Here is a 17,667-nt window from a genome sequence, read left to right as displayed (position 1 = left end):
GACTCACAGCCCTGTACGTATCTCATGCATTGCCAGGACTTCGTGCTCTGCTAGACCATGACTGCACTGTTCCAACCCTGCCGTCGAGCTCAGCACTTGATGCTCGATTTCCTGTTGCTCCAACAATCTTCCCAACAAGATGACCTCACCGTCCGCCTCCAGCTTACGAAGCTGCTCAGGACAGCTAAACGCCCAACGATCAAGTATTTGCCAGCCACGGGCGTGATAAGACGGAGAGCGGAGAACAGATTGAATGGAGGAGCTTGCCAACACGTTGGCGGCAATTGATAGCGGCGCGCGGTCACTGAGCATGTGTATCTCCCATTTTACGGAGGCGTGTGATCATTCTTGCATTTTGCGCAATGGAGGAAGACCGGAAGCCGCCCTGTTGCTTCAGCTCTCCAATGTGCTGATGGCAGAATCCAAGCGCAGCAAGGGCAGCGATATCGTTACGGGAAAGTGCCCGATTAGCCAAGCGCATCATTGCATTGGCCTGCTCCAGTCGAGTGATATCTGTCATCTCAGTACTATTTCTGATTGGTTTGCTCATGGATTCCTTCCAATGAATGATGGACGACGATCAGTAATCCTAGCCCCATGCTGCATCTAGCTGCCAAGCAAAATACTGAGCCGAGCCTCAGTGCTGAGCACCTCTGCTGACCTGAGAACAATGCTAAATACCGGAACTTCAAGATTGCTGGTCAGAACCTCCAACCGATGATTGCGCTTGCCGGCCGGTACGATCCGCCAGGAATTCACTTCATCGAACCGAAAGAAATGCTCTGCGCCGTTAACCGGATAGACCAACAGCCTCCGCGCTGAAGCATCAATACCCAGGTAGGCATCGTTCATCTTCGCGAATACTTCGAGGTGCGGATGAAAACCTACAGCCATGAACCCCGCGATCTGCAGCTGCAGCTTCTCTGCATAGCGTTGATCCACACACCAGAACAACCATGCTCCTCCAACGAAGTAGAAGGCTAGAGCCCAGAATAGCCAGCGAACAGCAGGGTCAGCACCGCCAGAAAATCCCAAGAAGAACGGCAGGCTGAAACCGCACAGAACCATCACAACCAGCAGCAACGCGCCAACAGGCAGACACCCGATAGCCCACAGCACTCGAAAAAACTCCCATAGCACTCTCATCACCACCCCCTCGAATCACCCATTCAGCACAAAATAACTGAAAATCAGATATCCCAAAAGCAGATATAGCTTTGCAGGCCGCACCTTCCCGGATACGGCCATGACCAAAGCTATTTATCGACGTGAGCATGAGATTTTTCTTCAGGTGCTGAAACGCACGCGCTTAGAGTCCGGGCTGACTCAGGCTCAATGCTCGGCGGCTCTTGGGCGGCCTCAGTCGTTCATGAGCGATGTAGAACGAGGAATAAGGAGGCTTGATACCGTTCAGCTTCGTGACTTATGCCTTGTTCTAGGGACTGATCTAACGAACTTCTCCAAGGCGTATGAACAAACCCTCAAGGACGAGTAGTGAACACCCTAATTCAACGTTTTAAGTCCACGAGCATCGGAAAGATGCTGCCACAGGCAGGTCGTCAGGATGCATAACCATTCGGTAGCGACCGCACCTCGAACTGGATTCGGCAAGCCCAATTGTCGGATAAGCTTAAACCACCCTCGAGAGCCTGAGAAAAGCTGTATATGCAGCAAATACTAAGCCGATACTGCTACCAGGTTGACAAAAGTTGACAAGCAGCTAGAGTGCGCACCATGGAAAAAACACTAGCTACCACACAGATCACCCAAGCCATGGAAACGGCAGGGCTCAGCCAGGCGACGCTCGCTGAGCGTCTTGGCGTATCTCGCGAAGCCGTTTCGAAATGGCTAAAGAAAGACTCCTTTCCTAAACCAGACAAGCTACTGCGCCTAGCAACAATTCTAGGGCTCAGCTTCAGCGAGCTGGTTGTGAAAGACGATCCCCATGCTCCAGTTGTTGCTTTTAGAAAGGTGAAAGCAACAAAAACAACTGAAGCACACTATGCTCATGCGCAGACAATGGGGAAAATGCTTAGGCATTTAGTTCCCTATCTTCCTTTTGATAAACTTGAAATGCCACCAGTTCTGAAGAGCCCAGTACTGGAATATGGTTACCTTCAAGAAGTTGCAAAAAAGATCAGAACAGAAATCGATCTAGATGAAGAATCGAAAATTGATTTCGAGCATTTAATACTTCACTTCAAAAAATTACAAGCCGTTCTTGTTCCGGTGCTCTGGGGAAACAAAAACAGGCACGAGAATGCCACCCATATATTTCTTCCAGATTCAATGACAACTTGGGTCTATCTTAATTTGGATGTAAATATTTTAGACTTTAAGTTTTGGATGGCTCACGAGCTCGGACACTGCCTTGCACCGGATATTCGTGGGAATGAGGGAGAAGATTTTGCTGACGCTTTCGCAGGAGCATTACTTTTTCCTCACGAGTTAGCTAAGAAAGCTTACAAGATCATTTCAAATCTAGACACCGAACGATCACAAATTAGCGAAATAAATAGAACAGCATGCGACTATGTAATCTCACCTTACTCAGTTTATTGTCAGATTAACTCGTATGCCGAAAACACAAGCCAAACACCTCTTGATCTTGTACCAGCCATTCATAAGGCATCAACAAATATCAACCGCGAGCTCCCGCTGGCAAGCAAAGTAATCTTTGAAGACAACTTAGAACCTGATTCATTACTTTATATTGAACGCACCAAGGAAATATTCAAAACTTCTTTTTTCGACATTTTAGGCGAATACCTGAAAGAATCAGGAAAAGGACCAGGTTTAGTTCAAACCATCATGGACGTCTCTGCACTTGACGCCCGGAGTATTCACTCTGAGCTCTTATAATGTCGCAATCCAAAATCCTAACAGATACAAATAGCTATCTTAGACTAGCTAACAACATTCGACCTCTTCTTTGTGTGGAATTTGGAACAGAAAAGTATTGCTTGTATGTACTGCGTGAAACCGGCCTTGAGATTCAAAAAAGCAATCGCCTAAAGCACAAGTTCTACTGGGCTCTAGAGGACGAGCATTGTATCGAGCGTGCTGCTACCCCGGTAGTTTCTAGGAAGCACAAAAAGGAAATTGAGGCGGCCTTCTCTGTTATTTGGGAGCATGTTCAAGCAGAGTTACCCGGCCCGTCAAGAACCGATGCCATGTATCTGGCGCACGGCTTCGTGTTAGGTTTCCCCATTGTCACCGATGACCGCGACATGCGATCACTAGCGGAAGTGTTCAGCATACCAACACATAAGACGCTTGAGTTGTTAAAAATAATGGTTGATGTGGCGCACATAACGCTAGCGAAAGTTACCGCTATAGTCGCTTACTGGAAATACAATGAGGACTTTCCGGCCGACGTTCATTCAGATACGCAAACGATCTTCGCGGGACAAGTTAGCATAGTATAATGCTAACTTTCCGGAACATGCTCAAGCAGCCCATTTACGCCCGTCACTAGCGTAGTCCATTATTAACTCGAAGACATTGTCGCATTTCTCTTTAAAAATGACCCGATCATAACTATCAGGCAAGTTGCTGTTCAGAACCTGTTCCACGGTGGTTCTCACCACACGTTTAGTCTGGCCGTCTTTAAACCAATCCTGTACTAGCACCTTAGGTTGACCTTCTAACAGGCGCAGGAGAAGAGACTTGGCCGCCAATTTAACCTTCTGCGTTTCATCCTGAGTCATGTTGTCTTTTTTCAAAAGATCGAACAGCTCCAATTCGTCTTCGCTCAGCCCCTCTTGAGTATGACGCTCTTCCTCGGCGCTTAGTGCTTCGAGGTAACGCATCAATTCTTCGTGATAGTCTTCAGTAGCAGAACCACCGGAGTTATAACGATCAATAATCTCCTGCAAGCGTTGGGCAAAATCGCTGCGGGTTTTATTGGCGGCCAGCATCTGCGCCACCTTCCTTTCCAGAAACCCACGCAGATCGGCGATCTCAATATTCTTATAAGCAGTTTGCTTGAACTCTTCACGTAGCTTGTCGAAATCGATCTTGCTCAAATCCCAAGTACGTCCTTTGCGCACGATCTGATAGGAGCCCTGCGACTCTTGTTGATGGAAGGCTTCGGCGTTATCCACCACCACACTTTCATCCAGTAGTTCATCGATGCGCCGGGTTACCACATCGATATCCACCTGCTCAGCCAGGCTATCAACCACACCGCGCAGATAATCAAATGCCGCCACTACACGCACCAATGAGTTACCAAGTATTTCCGGTTTGCATGCCTCATATAAGGCAGCAATCGTGTTCTGGTAGACGTTGAAGGTTTTGCGCCACTCCTCGTTGCCGAGCAAGATGTTAGCGAACTCATTGAAGCGGCTGAGACTCTTGAAGATCTCCTCACGCCCGAGAACCTCCTCCAAAGCAATGTCACGCTCGCGACAGTAACCCAGTCCCTCAGCAATAGCGTCGTCCAACAACCCGCGCAGCACACTCTTGTCCTGCACAGGAGGCTCATCAGTGCCTTCTTCGCCTTGAGCGTAATCCTTCAAGGCTTGCTTCATATTGCGGAAGACGTTGTAGTAATCGACGATTTCGCCGTTGCCTTTGCTCACCCCGTTGATCTGGTGCGAGGTCACCCGGTTAGCGCGGGCGATGGTCTGCATCAGGGTGTGGCCCTTCATCGGCTTGTCGAGATACAGGGTGGATACGGTCGGCGCATCGAACCCGGTCAGCCACATGGCGCAGACGAATACCAGTTGCAGAGGGTGTTCTGGGTCTTTGAAGTTGTGCTCGACATCATGGCCATGCGCATCCAGAGCATTCATACGCTGGCGATGCCGGGCGATTTCTAGGCCCTGCAGCTTGAACTTCTCCTCCTCGCCGGCCTCCTCGCTGATCACCACAGCCATCTGCACCTCGTGCATATAAGCGACGATCTTTTTCAGCCGGGCTTTTTCCACCTCGTTGGGCGTTTCCTTAATCCGTCCACGCAGGGCTTTAAGTTCTTCCTTCCACAGCCGCTGGACTTTGTCGTACAGCTTCACCGCGGTGAACTTGTCCACGGCGATGACGATACCCTTACCCAGATAACCACGGCGGGGGAAGTGGTAGACGATGTCACGTGCAATCGTCTCTAGGCGATCGTCGCGCTTGATCACCTGCACTTCCTGGGCGAACTGGCGTTCGAGCTTTTCCTGCTGCGCCTCGTCGAGGTTTTCCTCTTCGAGGATCTGGTAGAACTCGTCGCTAAGGTCGTCGTTCTGGATCAGCACCTCGGGCACGCGCTTTTGATAGAACAGTGGCACAGTCGCGCCATCGTCCATAGATTGCTGGAAGTTGTATTCGGAAACGTAATCGCCAAACCATTGGTTGGTCTTACGATCCCGACCTAGCAACGGCGTGCCGGTAAAGGCGACGAAGTTAGCCTTGGGCAGGCCGGCACGCATGTTCTCAGCCAGACTCTTGTACTGGGTGCGATGCGCTTCATCAACGATCACCACAATATCGTCACGCCTCGACAGCAGTGGGTAGGCCTTGCCTTTGTCGTAGCGGAATTTCTGGATCAGTGTGAAGACCAGGCGCTTGCTCTGACCGAGGAAGGTGCGCAATTCTGCGCTGTTTTTCGGCTGCGCCGCCTCGTGTTTCTGCACCGTGTTGGTATTGAGGAAGTTGCGATAGATCTGCCCGTCCAAGTCGTCACGGTCGGTGATCACCAGAAAGGTGAAGTGCCCTGGCAGTTTGCGCAGGATTTTGCGCGCATAGAAGATCATTGAAAAGCTTTTGCCCGAGCCCTGGGTGTGCCAGAACACGCCAAGCTTGCCGCGCAAGGCCTTGCGTTGCTGAAAGCGCGAAAAGGCACGGTTTACGCCGATAAACTGGTGGTTTTGGGCGATAATCTTTTGCGTTTTCTTGTGGAACAACACGTAGTTTTCCACATAGTCCAGCAGCCGCTCAGGAGCCAACAGGCCGTCGATCACTCGTTCGATGCTAGCGCCCTGTTCCTTGATATGTGCACGGTCGAGCTTCTCCTTCTCGTCGTCTACCCGCAGCCAACTGAAAAAGTGCTCCCATTCGGCAGTCAGGCTACCGACACGGGTTTCCAGGGCATTGCTCAGCACGCAGAAGGCGTTTGTCAGGAACAGCTGCGGAATAGTCTGCCGGTAACGCACCAAGTTGTCGTCATAGGCATTACGCACCGGAATATTCGAGTTCTTCAACTCGATAAATACCAGCGGAATGCCGTTCACATACAGCAGCACATCCGGGCGCAGGTATTTGTCATTCACGCCCTTGATCCACAGCTGGGTGACGGCGAGAAAATCGTTATTGCAAGCCTCTGTGAAATCGATCAGCCGCAGCTGTTCCTGCTGCCACTGGCCGTCGCGCTGGTAGCGCACCGCGATGCCATCGCGCACCAGGCCGTCCAGTTCGCGGTTAGCGGCAACTAGGGTCATCGCCTGACGGCGATCAGCGAACTGCGCCAGGGCCTGCTCCAGCTCCGCATCGGGGAGCTGCGGATTTAGCCGCCGGGCAGCGGCATGCAATCTGTCGCCGAGGATAACTTCACGTTTGTCGCGACGGCTGGAACCGTCCTGCAAATCGCCGGGCTGCGCGGTCATGCAGTTGAGCAACTGATAACCGTATTGCTCGTGCAGCCGACGCAGCAGGGTGCGCTCAATGTCGTTCTCGGAAAACAGATTAGGCATGGGCTACTTCCTGTCGGGCCGCGGCGGCCTCGCGCATGCTAGGGGGAAACTGGATATCCAGTTGGTCCACGGGGAATTTGCCGGAGATGAGGCGCGTCAGCAGCATGTCTCGCTGGGCAAGCAGACTTTTACAAATATCGGTTAATGCATCAAGTTCAATATGTATTGGGTCCACTACAGCACAGAATTTTTCTCTAAGGCTCTCGGGTGGCATTATAATTTTTTGCCTGACAACCACCTCTGGACTAAGATGCAAAACATTAGTTCCGTTGGCAAATTCCTTAATATAGCGACCAAAGCCTGATAGGCGCATATAGCTATACAAGTATGATTTTGATATTTCTTTTGGCGTTAACTTTATGACATCAAGAGATATTACGGCGCCTTGAGCACCAATATTTGGAATTCGCGCCACACGCCCAACAACCTCCCGTTCCTGTGTCATATCGGTTACAGCCATGACAATGTCGCCATCATAGACAACTTGCTCTGGTTTAAATTTTCCTGAATAATGCTTCAATCCTTCCCCGCGATATCCCCCACCTCTATTAAACGACTTGAGGGTGACGAAAGGTATATCGCTCTCCTTCTCAGAAAGCTCTTCACCTTTATATGCTTTCCCTTTCACATAATGAAAGTATTTTTTAGCCTCAGCTATATCCCAGCCGACAGGCACACCTTTTTCAAATTTTGCCTGCTGATAGTTAGGAAAGCGAAAGCGCACAAACCATTCACGGTAAAGCTCTTCGGCCATCTGCTCTAACAACTCGATACGGCGACGATTATTTTCGATCATGTCGTCATAGGCCGAAAGAATAGCAGCGATTTTTTGTTGGTCTTGGAATGAAGGAATTTTAAACTTTATACTAAGTAGTTTTTCTTGGCTCAAATTATCTTGAGTTGTGCCTTGAGAAATACTTTTCATCTGTTGCTTGTAAGTGTCTAAGCAGTATTTTACAAAGCGTACGTCTGCGACATTTTTTTTGGGCAGGAACCCAATAATACTATCAGGAAAGCATGCTGGGATTTTCAATATTGCGGTTTCTGCAATATTTGCGGCTATTGTTATGCAAAGAGTTCCCGGCTGCCAAAGCTTACTCTGCGCCAGCCCCCTTTCATTATATGTCTGACTAAAGCTGGATAAGTAGAAGTGTGCTGCTTTTACATCACCGGTCTGAACAAACGGGTAATCTCCACCATATAGCGAAGGATCATTGCGTGGGCGATGTTTAGACTTGCCCCTATTTATGGAGCCGATATCTGCTAACGATTTAAATTGCTGCTCGTAGCTTTGCATCATCAACACCTAGATTCATAAATTTTTTCGAGATTAGCCGACTATTCTTAAATTGACTCAACATCCAAAAGCCCCACACTTTATTGCAGCTTTTTGCCTCGGCGGCATGCCGACGCTCGATCTTCTTCAGGTCTTCGGCGGGCGGTAACTGTTCGGGCATTCTGCCACGCTCACAGAATAGAGCTCGGACATTGGCGTTATGCTTCACATGCTTGTCGGTGATGGCTCGCCAGCTGTCGAGACTGTCCTTGCATATATTGAAGCTAATAATTTCTTTGGCGAAGCCCTTGAACTTGACGTTGATAGCGTGAAGACAGTCCGCAGGCGGGCGGCCCCGCAGCATACTTAAATGCTCCTTCGCCTTACCCACGTTTGGCAGCACCTCTTACACCTCACCAGTTAGTTGGCGGATGTTGTGGGCGATGACGCCTTCCAGCTCGCGGGCCTCATCGTTGAGACGTGTTAGCTCGTCGTTCATAGTCAGCAGGCCGTCGATAAACTCTTCCTCGGTCTTGCCGTCCACTTCGATTACGACGCCAACATAGCGGCCTGGGTTGAGCGAGTAGTCCTGGTCCTTAACCTCCTCAGGCGTGGCTAACTTGCATAGACCAATAACATCTTCGTACTGAGCAGTAGGAAAGCGTTCCTGCAGCCAGTGGATGTGCTGGAAGTAGCTTTCCGCACCTTTGACTTCGCCATGCAGTTTTTCTAGAGCGGTTTTCAGAAGCTTGGTTTCACGGTCAGTGCTCCCGCGCTTGCCTTCCGCTTTGGCTGCATCGCCCAAGCGTTTCTCGTGCTGGCGCACCGCCTTGTCGAGACGTTTTAGGTTGGCATGTAAGGCGGCGAAAAAGGGATCGAAAGTTTCGCGCAGGGCATGCTGAGCGTGATTCTTAGCATCTACTACTTTATCGTTCAGGTACTTGGCCTGATAGGCAGAATAGGCATCCTGCAACGGTTTCAACTCGACCCATTGTTCACGCAGATCCTGCACCGCCTCCCGACCTTCCGCTTCCTGCAACAGATCCAGCAGTTGATCGGACAATGGCTGGATATGCGGCTGGTTTTCCACCAAACGTGCCACGCCGGCGGCGAAGTAACGCTCAATGAGACGCACAAATTCATCACGCTGGCCGCGATGCAGCTTGCTGATGATGGCGATGTTTTGCACTTGCTCGTCGTTAAGCTCGCGCAGGGAGCGGGTGAGCTGAGTGAAGATATTACGCGCGTCGATAAACAGGATGCACTGGTCCTGCTTGGCCTTGTCGAAAAACCACAGGGTAGCCGGCAGAGTGACTGTGTAGAACAGATTCGATGGTAGGCTGAGCATGCCGTAGATCAAGTTGTTCTCAATTAACGTCTGCCGAATCTCGGCCTCGGAGTGGCGGGCGTCGGAAGCAGAGTTGGCCATCACCAAGGCGGCGCGGCCCTTAGGTTTTAGCGAGGTGGCGAATAGGTTGATCCACAGATAATTGCCGTTGGGAACGGTTTCCTTACCTTCCTCGCCTTTCTTAGTCTTGGATTTGTTGCGCGGGATTCCATAGGTGTTGAAACGGTGATCGTTCTCCACCGTAGCCAGGGATACGTCGTCGACATTGAACGGTGGATTGGCCATCACGTAGTCGAACTGACCGAAACTGTTATGCGGGTCTTCGTAATAACTGTTGGCCTGCATGATGGTGCCGCGCAGGCCGTTTACTGCCAAGTTCATCTTAGCCAGCTTGACGGTTTCCAGGGTCTTTTCCTGGCCGTATACATAGATATCGCCGTCATTGGCGTGATTGGCGTCAGCACGGTGCTGCTCAATGAATTGCGCGGACTGGACGAACATACCCGCAGAACCGCAGGCCGGGTCATATACCTTGCCTCCATGGGGCTCGATGATTTCCACCATCAGTTTGACCACCGAACGCGGGGTGAAGAATTCGCCTCCACCCTGCCCTTCGGAGAGAGCGAACTCGGCGAGGAAGTACTCGTAAATCTGACCGAAGATATCGCCGCTGGAATCCTGGGGAATGTCGTTGAAGGTACGCAGCAACTCCTTGGGGATGCCCTTGTTTTGCGCCGAGCGGGTCAGGCGGAAGTACTCGTCCTGCGGTAACACGCCTTGAAGCTCGGGTTTGTATTGCTCGATGGCCTTCATCGCCTCATTGATAGCCTTGGCGATGTCCTTGCTATCTTCCAAGTTGAGAAGATAGTCATAACGGGCGTGATCGGGTAGATAGAACCCGCATTTCTCGATGGCGATATCGGCCAGCGACTTTTCCAGGCGGGTGTCTTTGTAGGCGAGGAAGTCGCGATGAATGGCCTTCTCGTGTTGCTTGAACTTGTTGTCCGCGAACTTTAGAAAGATCAGCCCCAAGACTGGAGTGGAGTATTCGCTAGCCTTCAGATCGGAGTTAGCACGCAGATTATCAGCGGCGCGCCATAGGTCGGCTTCGAGTTTCTGCAACTGCTCTTTGGTCATAGATCCTGCTTAAGGAATTCGAGGTGTGGCTTTAGGCAATGAGCAGGAGTATCCCAAGGAGGGAGGGTGGATACCAGCCAAAACGTGCGCTTGAGTGCTCTGCGTTAAGCTGATGTATAAAAAGTTCTCAAATTTTCCGGACTTGAGCCGCTAAAAATGCCACATTTTTGCCACACTCATCCCGCTAGCCGGCGCGAAAATCCGCTTACCCCAGCTAACCCAACCCATTGTTTTTCCAGATAAACAGAGCTAACGTGTTGATTCTAAACGTCGACTTTTAGGACTCCGAAGGCAGTGGTCGTGGGTTCGAATCCCGCCTGGTGCACCAAACGCAAAAACGAGAAAGCCTCAGATCTTAGGGTCTGGGGCTTTTTTGTGCCCATCCTTCATGCCTCAGGGCGAGCTGCTGGAGGGATTCAGTTGTTCGGTTTAACCGGACTACACGGAGGATTGGCCAAAAAAGCTCCTCGGATGGCCTGGCGTTCCACCGACACAAATCCCGAAATAACCTCGAAACACCGATGAATTGCGTTGCAGCCCTACTCACTTTCTTCTTGCAGCTCGTCCCCATCTTCGCCCAAGCTCAACCAGTCATAGGTGTTGTACCGTGTATACGTTTCGGCATCTAACATAGTGAAATCCTGAAGCGGTGTGACTACCGCATCATCAAAAATCAGTCCGGTCGGCAGGGCTGGCGCAGCATCAATTAATGCATTCAAATAATGCTGGGCTTCGTCGAGGTTCCGCTTATATTGGGGCTTGATCAAAAACCGGAAGGAAATGATATATGGTTCGGAGGAGTCCGGAAGCTCAATCTTTGGCTCGTACGAAACCCACGCGCTATGAAGCAGATCACCTCGCTCAGATATGAACTGTTCGATCTGAACCCCCAGCCCAATTGGACCGTCTGCACTTTGGATACGAAGGCGCTCGACCAGGTTGTCCGGCATCGCGAGCCGCGTGTAACTATGGCCCAGCCAGTATCCAAAAGTCTCTTTCGACAACGGATCTAGATTCAACTCCCGCTCTCTTTCGAGAGTTGGAAGCACGGATCGGGGTGTCCAGATACGACGCTGTATCTTCAGCTCAAGGTGCAGCTTCTCTGCAATAGGCAGATGCAGTTTTCGCGGATTCGAAGCGTTAAGGCATTTCGCATATGCTTTCTTCTTAACAAGTTTACATGCCACCCACTCCACCGATGGGGCATCCTCGTAGTTACGGGCATGTACTGTGCAAGAATGGGAAGCAAGAATCCAAAAGGTAGGAAGCTTCCCTTCTAACTGCTCGGAGAGCACCTTTTCCGGGATGAAGCTTGATAAAGCTTCACCGGCAACCAGGTCGCCCTGAAGCCACCCTTGATTACTGATTGCTTCAACAACCGAGTCGCCAGAGAAGCCGTCGGACATAGTTAGCCCATCGAAGATTGACTGGAATGGTTGAGGCGGGCGATCGTCCGTTGGTCACGCGCTTTAAGTTGTTGTACTTTCGTGGCGAGCTCACCAATAAAGGCTTCAACCGCACTATAGCCACCTTCAGCCCAGCCATCATCGGAAAGTACATCTTGGATAAGCCGTCCATCGGCAGAAGGGTAGAAAATAGCGCGTTGCATATAAGGCGCATCCTCAGCGCTCATAGCTGACAAGATTTCCGCCAACGCACGGATGCGGTCTGGATTGTCCGCAGAAGTCTTCTTAGAACGCCAGTTGTATACCGTCTGCCGGGATACCCCAAATAACTCTCCAAGCGCATTATCCGAGAATCCGAATCTACTCCGAAGCCCTTCAATGAGGGAAGGGGTAACGTCTGGTATTTGGGCAGTATGTACCGAAACTTGAATCCAGTTAGCTCGCAAATGCCTAATCATCCTAAAGCCGGAGCTGATTGGCAGCAGGGAAGCTTCGGTACTTTCTCTACGCAGATCGATCGCGCTGGCCAGCGCTGCCAGCGGAGTGACCAACAACGGGTTTACCGTACTACTAGCAGACCGAGGATTCTGCTCAGGTTTCTCCCACACTGAATTCCAAAAATTTTCAGAGTCTCGATCTGACGTCCACACACTTGCTGATTGAGTATTCATTTTCCATTCCAAACGTTAAAAGCATATTCCGTTGCTACGCTTCGAAACGCCGTGTTCGCCATAGAGTGAAGATGCCCGAGGCGCTCAACGATGTCTTGAGTGGTCAATCGCTCTGTGACAGGCAGTGGCCAGTATGCGTCGGTGTCGAGCAATGCTCCATTATCACTAAGCTGAGTAAAGGCTAGCGTATTCTGTGAGAATCGCTGACCTCCAGCTCGAGACTGCTTAGCAATCTCAAACACCATTGCTGGTTCCACAATGTCATCTGGCACCCACATTCCAGGCTGCCGCCAACACCGAATGTGCAAGAACTGCGGATCAAAATGGTACGTCGTGGTGGATACCCCTAGCGGGGGCTTACCAACACCATGACCAATTCCTGCTATGGCTTCATTCTCGAGAGGAAGCAACGCCTCAGGAAGGTAATCCTGCAAGCGTTCACCTTCAACAGGTTCGATTTTATCCACATACCGCATACCCATGCCGATAACATCAAGACCGTCGGTCGCACTCTGAACAGCGTCTACACAGGTTCGAAATAGCTCTACATGTCGATCGAAATGTAAGTAGCCAATACTCTGTAAAATCAGATGATCATTAGCCAAGACGCAAGCATATTTCAGATCCCGATCAAGAAACGCCCAAGAGTTCGGCTCACCTGCCTGTGGCACGCTGATGCCTGGCCCTTTCGTCATCTGGAAAAACTCGGGCAGGATCTTGCGAATTTCATGTTGAATCGTCGGAATTAATTTCGGCATCAACAAGACGGTGGAAAATCTGAGAACGCTTAACGCGTAGACCAATGGTGCATTAGGCAGCACACCTTCTCGCTCAGACATGATCCCTCCTAGGCTTCGACGTGCTCGATACGGATGCGCATCCTACCGTATTTGACAAAGCAATTGACAACATCTGTATAGCAGGTGTCGTGTTGATGTCCAGTTTTGCCTCCACCCTTCGTCTAACCGTATCCCTCGCTAATGGCGTTTTCGCGCGCCACTCGTCTCACACCCTACATATTCACGTAAAACAAGCAGTCTCAGCTTTACTTAAGCCTCTGCCCGAGAACGATTCGCTGTCTATTACAAGCCTAGCTTGCTGTAACACTGAACGGACTCGTAACACTCAACCCCTATGATGTCTCTCTGCTGTGTAACGCTTAAAAAATCTAATGATTTCAGTGTGTTAACTTCGCCCGTAACACCTATAACTCTCGTAACACGTCCTTTTTAGCTCCCCTGCCCCCCATTAGTGATGATTCCATCAGCGAAGGAACGACCTCATGAGGTTGGACTTCTGGAATTTGACGGGGCCCCTGAGGTTTTCGGTTCAACACGGGGCGAGTAACCCGCCCGATTTTGTTAGCGGAAAGGTTCCCAGCTTAGTGAACAGGTGAACTGGGCGAACTGCGGTTCACCTGTGCATTTGCCTTATGGCGTTGGAGGTCGCCGGACCCTGAGCAGTTCCGATTGGTACGGGACAAAGAACCCGCGGGATCGTGTTAGCGGCTGGGATTTTTAAGTTGGTTGACAGGTCGACGTGGTTGACATGATCGCTGTGGTTGACGGGGCTCAATCGTTCGCTATCGAGAACACTATCGACCATCGTTACCGAGGCGGTAACGATGGCCTTTTCTCTTCAAGATCCTTTCAATTTCAACGTTGAAATTTCAGTACGCTGGGGCAACTGCCGCTACCAAGATCTCGCGGGTTTCCGACCCCGTGTAACGAGCAAACCCTCAGGGTCCCCAGCAGATTCTGAAACCCAAGCTGTCATCCCCACCGTTTCGGCTGGCGCACGCGCCGTAGCAGTGCTATTGAAAATGACTAGTCGACTGGCAAGGAAAGCAATGATGAGTGATGAGCAAGATTCGCCGATTAAGGAGAGTGCACCATTCACTCCCACCCCGTCCCTGCCGATGAACTCTCACGTTACAGCGTCGAGAGCGACCTCCATGCTGAAAGAGACATCGCTAATTATGTAGAGGGCCAGGCACCCGATGAGATTGTTCAGCATGTAGAGCGAATCAAAAAAGAAATTGTGCTGGGAGACATCTATGAAATTTGGGACGTAACGACCGATAAAGATCGTTGGTGGGTCATTACGAACCTCACGAATTTATACTCCCAGAAGCATTTCCCGACACTCGACTACACCATCTCTTTCCACATTGGCCTGATGATGCGGCTCAGGAGCCGGCCTGATCGGATAGATAGCTCGGACCCCACACCGTTTGATGAGGTCTTTCGACGCATGGACCAGGCGGATGCTCGTCATGACGCGGCGGTTGAAGCAGAAGACTTTCAAGCTGTAGGCATGCTGTTGCGCGAGGCATTGGTCTCGCTGATGGGTGCAGTCAGAAGATTGAGCGAAATTCCCCAAGAAGCGGAACGCCCTCAGGATGCCAATTTCATCGCATGGATCGAATTGTTGATGAATCATCTATGTGGAGGCGGGAGCAACAAGGAGTTGCGTCAGCATTTGAAGAATCTGGCCAAGGAGGCTTGGCAGCTATCGAACTGGTTGACCCACACCAAAAGCGCAAGCAGGACGGCATCTTCGATAGCCATACACACCTGCCAAACAGTCGTTGGTCATTTGATGCAGATTCTCAAACGCGAAGAACAGGATAGGACAGACCAATGCCCGATTTGTAAATCTCGCGACATTCGCAAGCACTACGATATCGACATTGCTCCTGATGGTGACTCATATCTCAGTTGTGGGGTTTGCGACTGGAACGATCATCCGGGCACAAATCCTAAGGGATGATTTTGTTCACAGCTACCACCACAGCAGCAGTCGCTGTGTATGCCCATGTGTATGCCTTGCTGAAGCGCGCTCAGACAAACCCTTACAGAATGGGCCTCATAGCCTTCAGTTCAAACGACGCCTGGGCACCAGATACAAACGAAAAAGCCTCAGGTCTTAGGGTCTGGGGCTTTTTTGCGTTCTGGATCCAGCAATTGCTGTCAGTGCCTGAAACACCTACCTTATCCTGCGTTTTCCTCAATGCGTTCAATATGGCGATGATGATGACGCACACCGTCGGGCTCGTCCGTTCATGCTTCTGTGCATCACCCAGCATCTGATGAAGGTCATCAACCCATCATCGAGCTGGGGGAAACGCTTGAAGGCACTGCTGGAAAATGACTTCCCCAATCTGACCCATCTGGGTCTCAGTCTGGACGGGATGGGGATCGACCAAGACTGGCAGAAACGCGACTGGTAAGGCGGAAAAGTCCAGGCAATAAAAAACCCCTGAGCAGTCTCAGCACCGAAGCGCATCAACCGACAGGGGCCGTGTTGTGGGCGATTATAAGGGTTGAGGACATCTCGTCAACTACCGGTAAGCACTGGCGATCTAGTCAAGGCAGAGGCAACCGTCAAGGAAAACTTGACAGTTCAAATCGATGGCTCGTGTCAGGTCAGCCGCCTGCTGATGCACCAGTCGCTGCCGATGATCATCGCCGTGAGCTACCACGTACGTTCAATCCACGGTCCCCATTTCCGTCAGTTGCCCACACCTACCCTGGCCGAGATCCGACCCAACAGAACACAAAAAAACGCCGAAGCGGTTTTTCATTCTGTCGTCCAGTCAAGATCGTCGTCCCAATCCTCATCCTCCTCGAAGTCGTCGTCATCGACGTCCTCTTCTTCCGGCTGATTCAGCAGAAAATCCTTACGACTCTCGGTAATCGCTCGTCGCAGTTCCTCACCCTTTACCGGACAGTTGAGCATTTGGGCGATGCGGTCGATTTTTTGTGCCACGGCTTCTTCCAACGCATCAGCAATTGGCTCGATAGTGCGCCCTTTCAATTATCGACGCCAATCCGCTGATCGCTATTCACCTCACTGTTCCTGCAACTCCTTGAGCCGAGCCGCCAGATTTTCCTCTGGATAGCGTTTGTGCAATGCCGCCAGTTGATCTTCCGCAGCTTTTACCTGACCCAGGCCACGCAGGCGCAAGACTTCTCGCAGTTCGTCATCCAGTGTTTTGGCCGGTTCCGCTGCACGTTTGCTCACCTTGGCCTTCGCCTCATCCGCCATGGGTTTGCTGGTTTGCTCCTGCATTTCAGCCTTGAACGACTCGGTCTGCGCCGGTTTGGCGAAATTGGCCATCGGAGCGGCAGGTGCAGGTGCAGGGGCTGACAAGGCGCCGGTAGGTGCGCTCTGAATCGGTTGCGGCACTGGCCGGACAAGTTCAGACGATACGGGTGCAGCTTGACGCTCGGCGCTGACTGACGCGGGCGGCATCGCCTCAGGTGCAATGTCGTACATCGGCTGCTGCTCCGGCGAGCGTTGCACCAACGTCACCATCAACGCGACACCGACCAGGCTGGCAAACGCCACTTGCCAACGCGGCCGCTGACAGGCTTGCCACCAGCGTTGCCACAGGCTTGGCGACGGCGCGGGAGCTTCGCGGCGAGCGGCGGCGAGGATCATTGAATCCAGTCTGGCCGGCGGTTCACCCGTCGCCTGTTGGCGAAAATGTTTGAGGACATCTTCTTCGGCCGATTCCGGCGTCTGTCGAGAATCAGTCATGTGAGTACCTCCTCGGCGAGGAGCCGACGCAGTTTTTGCTGTGCATAACGGAAACGGCTTTTCACCGTCTCCAGCGGCGTCTCGGTCAGGATCGCGATCTGTGGCAGCTCAAGGTCGCCGTGGACCCGCAGCAGGAAGACTTCGCGCTGATCGGCGGGCAAGTCCTGCAGCGCCGCCTCCAGACGCACGCTGTCGCGACTCAAGGTCAGTAGCTGCTCCGGCCCTGCCGCATCATCGATCAGCGCATGAGTCTGTTCGTCATAGCTATCGTGCAGGGGATTTCGAATACCCTGTTTACGCCAGTGATCGATCAGGCGGTTGCGGGCGATCTGATAGAGCCAGGTGCGAAAGTTCGCCCGTCCCTGGGGCTGACTGGTGCTGCGGATCAGGCTCAGCCAGGTTTCCTGGTAGACCTCTTCGGCCAGCTCGGTTTTGCCGCTCAAACCAAGGAGGAAACGGTACAGGCCCTGGCGATGACGCGCATACAAAACCTCGAACGCCGCCGCATCGCCGGTGCGATAGCGCGCCAGCAGCGCTTCATCGCTGCCGGCGCTGTCGGTGGATGACGCATTCGCAGCAGACATGTCAGTAACGGACTCCTTGG

18 protein-coding genes and 1 pseudogene are annotated in these 17,667 nt (G+C 51.7%); 6 read left to right on the top strand and 13 right to left on the bottom strand.

Going from position 1 to position 17,667, the window contains the following annotated elements:
* Positions 1-3: 3 nt before the first annotated feature.
* Genes AC3I0A_RS00810 through AC3I0A_RS00800 form a run of 3 tightly spaced genes read right to left on the bottom strand, consistent with a single transcriptional unit; the run spans position 4 to position 1,146 of the window.
* Positions 4-312: a hypothetical protein gene (locus tag AC3I0A_RS00810; RefSeq protein ID WP_489375746.1), complete on the bottom strand. Its 309-nt coding sequence runs from the start codon at positions 310-312 to the stop codon at positions 4-6.
* Entirely contained in the window at positions 302-550 is a 249-nt protein-coding gene (locus tag AC3I0A_RS00805) for a hypothetical protein (protein ID WP_489375745.1), read from the bottom strand. Before AC3I0A_RS00805 ends, AC3I0A_RS00810 begins: the two co-directional genes overlap by 11 nt.
* A gap of 56 nt (positions 551-606) precedes the next feature.
* Complete coding sequence (locus AC3I0A_RS00800; protein WP_489375744.1) at positions 607-1,146, bottom strand: hypothetical protein; 540 nt, start codon at positions 1,144-1,146, stop codon at positions 607-609.
* Positions 1,147-1,246: 100 nt separating this feature from the next.
* Between AC3I0A_RS00800 and AC3I0A_RS00795 the strand changes: the two genes are divergently transcribed.
* From AC3I0A_RS00795 to AC3I0A_RS00785, 3 genes are all read left to right on the top strand, one after another.
* A complete protein-coding gene (locus AC3I0A_RS00795) occupies positions 1,247-1,495 on the top strand; it encodes a helix-turn-helix domain-containing protein (RefSeq protein WP_489375742.1) in 249 nt (82 codons plus the stop codon).
* A 239-nt stretch (positions 1,496-1,734) separates the two neighbouring features.
* The gene (locus AC3I0A_RS00790; RefSeq protein ID WP_489375740.1) at positions 1,735-2,862 is read left to right on the top strand and encodes a helix-turn-helix domain-containing protein; all 1,128 of its coding nucleotides are present in this window, start codon (positions 1,735-1,737) and stop codon (positions 2,860-2,862) included.
* Positions 2,862-3,428, top strand: a complete 567-nt coding sequence (locus tag AC3I0A_RS00785; RefSeq protein WP_489375739.1) for a hypothetical protein — start codon at positions 2,862-2,864, stop codon at positions 3,426-3,428. Before AC3I0A_RS00790 ends, AC3I0A_RS00785 begins: the two co-directional genes overlap by 1 nt.
* 21 nt (positions 3,429-3,449) lie before the next feature.
* On the opposite strand, the gene AC3I0A_RS00780 is transcribed toward AC3I0A_RS00785, so the two are convergent.
* The 7 genes from AC3I0A_RS00780 to AC3I0A_RS00750 all read right to left on the bottom strand — a co-directional run bounded on the left by AC3I0A_RS00780 (position 3,450) and on the right by AC3I0A_RS00750 (position 13,357).
* Positions 3,450-6,680: a type I restriction endonuclease subunit R gene (locus AC3I0A_RS00780; RefSeq protein ID WP_489375737.1), complete on the bottom strand. Its 3,231-nt coding sequence runs from the start codon at positions 6,678-6,680 to the stop codon at positions 3,450-3,452.
* Positions 6,673-7,977 (bottom strand): restriction endonuclease subunit S, encoded by a 1,305-nt coding sequence (locus AC3I0A_RS00775; protein ID WP_489375735.1) that lies wholly within the window; start codon positions 7,975-7,977, stop codon positions 6,673-6,675. The genes AC3I0A_RS00780 and AC3I0A_RS00775 overlap by 8 nt, the downstream gene beginning before the upstream one ends.
* Positions 7,952-8,347 carry a hypothetical protein gene (locus AC3I0A_RS00770; RefSeq protein ID WP_489375733.1) on the bottom strand — a complete coding sequence of 132 codons (396 nt, stop codon included), beginning with the start codon at positions 8,345-8,347 and terminating at the stop codon, positions 7,952-7,954. Before AC3I0A_RS00770 ends, AC3I0A_RS00775 begins: the two co-directional genes overlap by 26 nt.
* 15 nt (positions 8,348-8,362) lie before the next feature.
* Complete coding sequence (locus AC3I0A_RS00765; protein WP_489375732.1) at positions 8,363-10,441, bottom strand: type I restriction-modification system subunit M; 2,079 nt, start codon at positions 10,439-10,441, stop codon at positions 8,363-8,365.
* Between the two features lie 539 nt (positions 10,442-10,980).
* Complete coding sequence (locus AC3I0A_RS00760) at positions 10,981-11,847, bottom strand: hypothetical protein (protein WP_489375730.1); 867 nt, start codon at positions 11,845-11,847, stop codon at positions 10,981-10,983.
* Positions 11,848-11,849: 2 nt separating this feature from the next.
* Positions 11,850-12,518, bottom strand: coding sequence for a transcriptional regulator (locus tag AC3I0A_RS00755; RefSeq protein ID WP_489375729.1), 669 nt, complete (start codon positions 12,516-12,518; stop codon positions 11,850-11,852).
* A complete protein-coding gene (locus AC3I0A_RS00750; protein WP_489375727.1) occupies positions 12,515-13,357 on the bottom strand; it encodes a TIGR04255 family protein in 843 nt (280 codons plus the stop codon). Before AC3I0A_RS00750 ends, AC3I0A_RS00755 begins: the two co-directional genes overlap by 4 nt.
* 1,201 nt (positions 13,358-14,558) lie before the next feature.
* On the opposite strand from AC3I0A_RS00750, the gene AC3I0A_RS00745 reads away from it, so the two are divergent.
* From AC3I0A_RS00745 to rhuM, 3 genes are all read left to right on the top strand, one after another.
* Positions 14,559-15,290, top strand: a complete 732-nt coding sequence (locus tag AC3I0A_RS00745) for a gamma-glutamylcyclotransferase (protein ID WP_489375726.1) — start codon at positions 14,559-14,561, stop codon at positions 15,288-15,290.
* A 292-nt stretch (positions 15,291-15,582) separates the two neighbouring features.
* On the top strand, positions 15,583-15,750 hold the full coding sequence (locus AC3I0A_RS00740) for a hypothetical protein (RefSeq protein ID WP_489375724.1): 168 nt from the start codon (positions 15,583-15,585) through the stop codon (positions 15,748-15,750).
* Positions 15,751-15,843: 93 nt separating this feature from the next.
* Entirely contained in the window at positions 15,844-16,185 is a 342-nt protein-coding gene (gene rhuM, locus AC3I0A_RS00735; RefSeq protein WP_489375723.1) for a RhuM family protein, read from the top strand.
* Here rhuM and AC3I0A_RS00730 read toward each other — a convergent pair.
* From AC3I0A_RS00730 to AC3I0A_RS00720, 3 genes and pseudogenes are all read right to left on the bottom strand, one after another.
* Positions 16,101-16,350: pseudogene (locus AC3I0A_RS00730) on the bottom strand (hypothetical protein). The gene rhuM and the pseudogene AC3I0A_RS00730 overlap by 85 nt on opposite strands.
* Positions 16,351-16,370: 20 nt before the next feature.
* Positions 16,371-17,063 (bottom strand): hypothetical protein, encoded by a 693-nt coding sequence (locus AC3I0A_RS00725; RefSeq protein ID WP_489375722.1) that lies wholly within the window; start codon positions 17,061-17,063, stop codon positions 16,371-16,373.
* Positions 17,060-17,647, bottom strand: a complete 588-nt coding sequence (locus AC3I0A_RS00720) for an RNA polymerase sigma factor (RefSeq protein ID WP_489375721.1) — start codon at positions 17,645-17,647, stop codon at positions 17,060-17,062. The genes AC3I0A_RS00725 and AC3I0A_RS00720 overlap by 4 nt, the downstream gene beginning before the upstream one ends.
* Positions 17,648-17,667: the final 20 nt, after the last annotated feature.

Source organism: Pseudomonas sp. KH_024_B2, from assembly GCF_057839965.1.
This window is presented reverse-complemented; position numbering and strand designations above follow the sequence as displayed.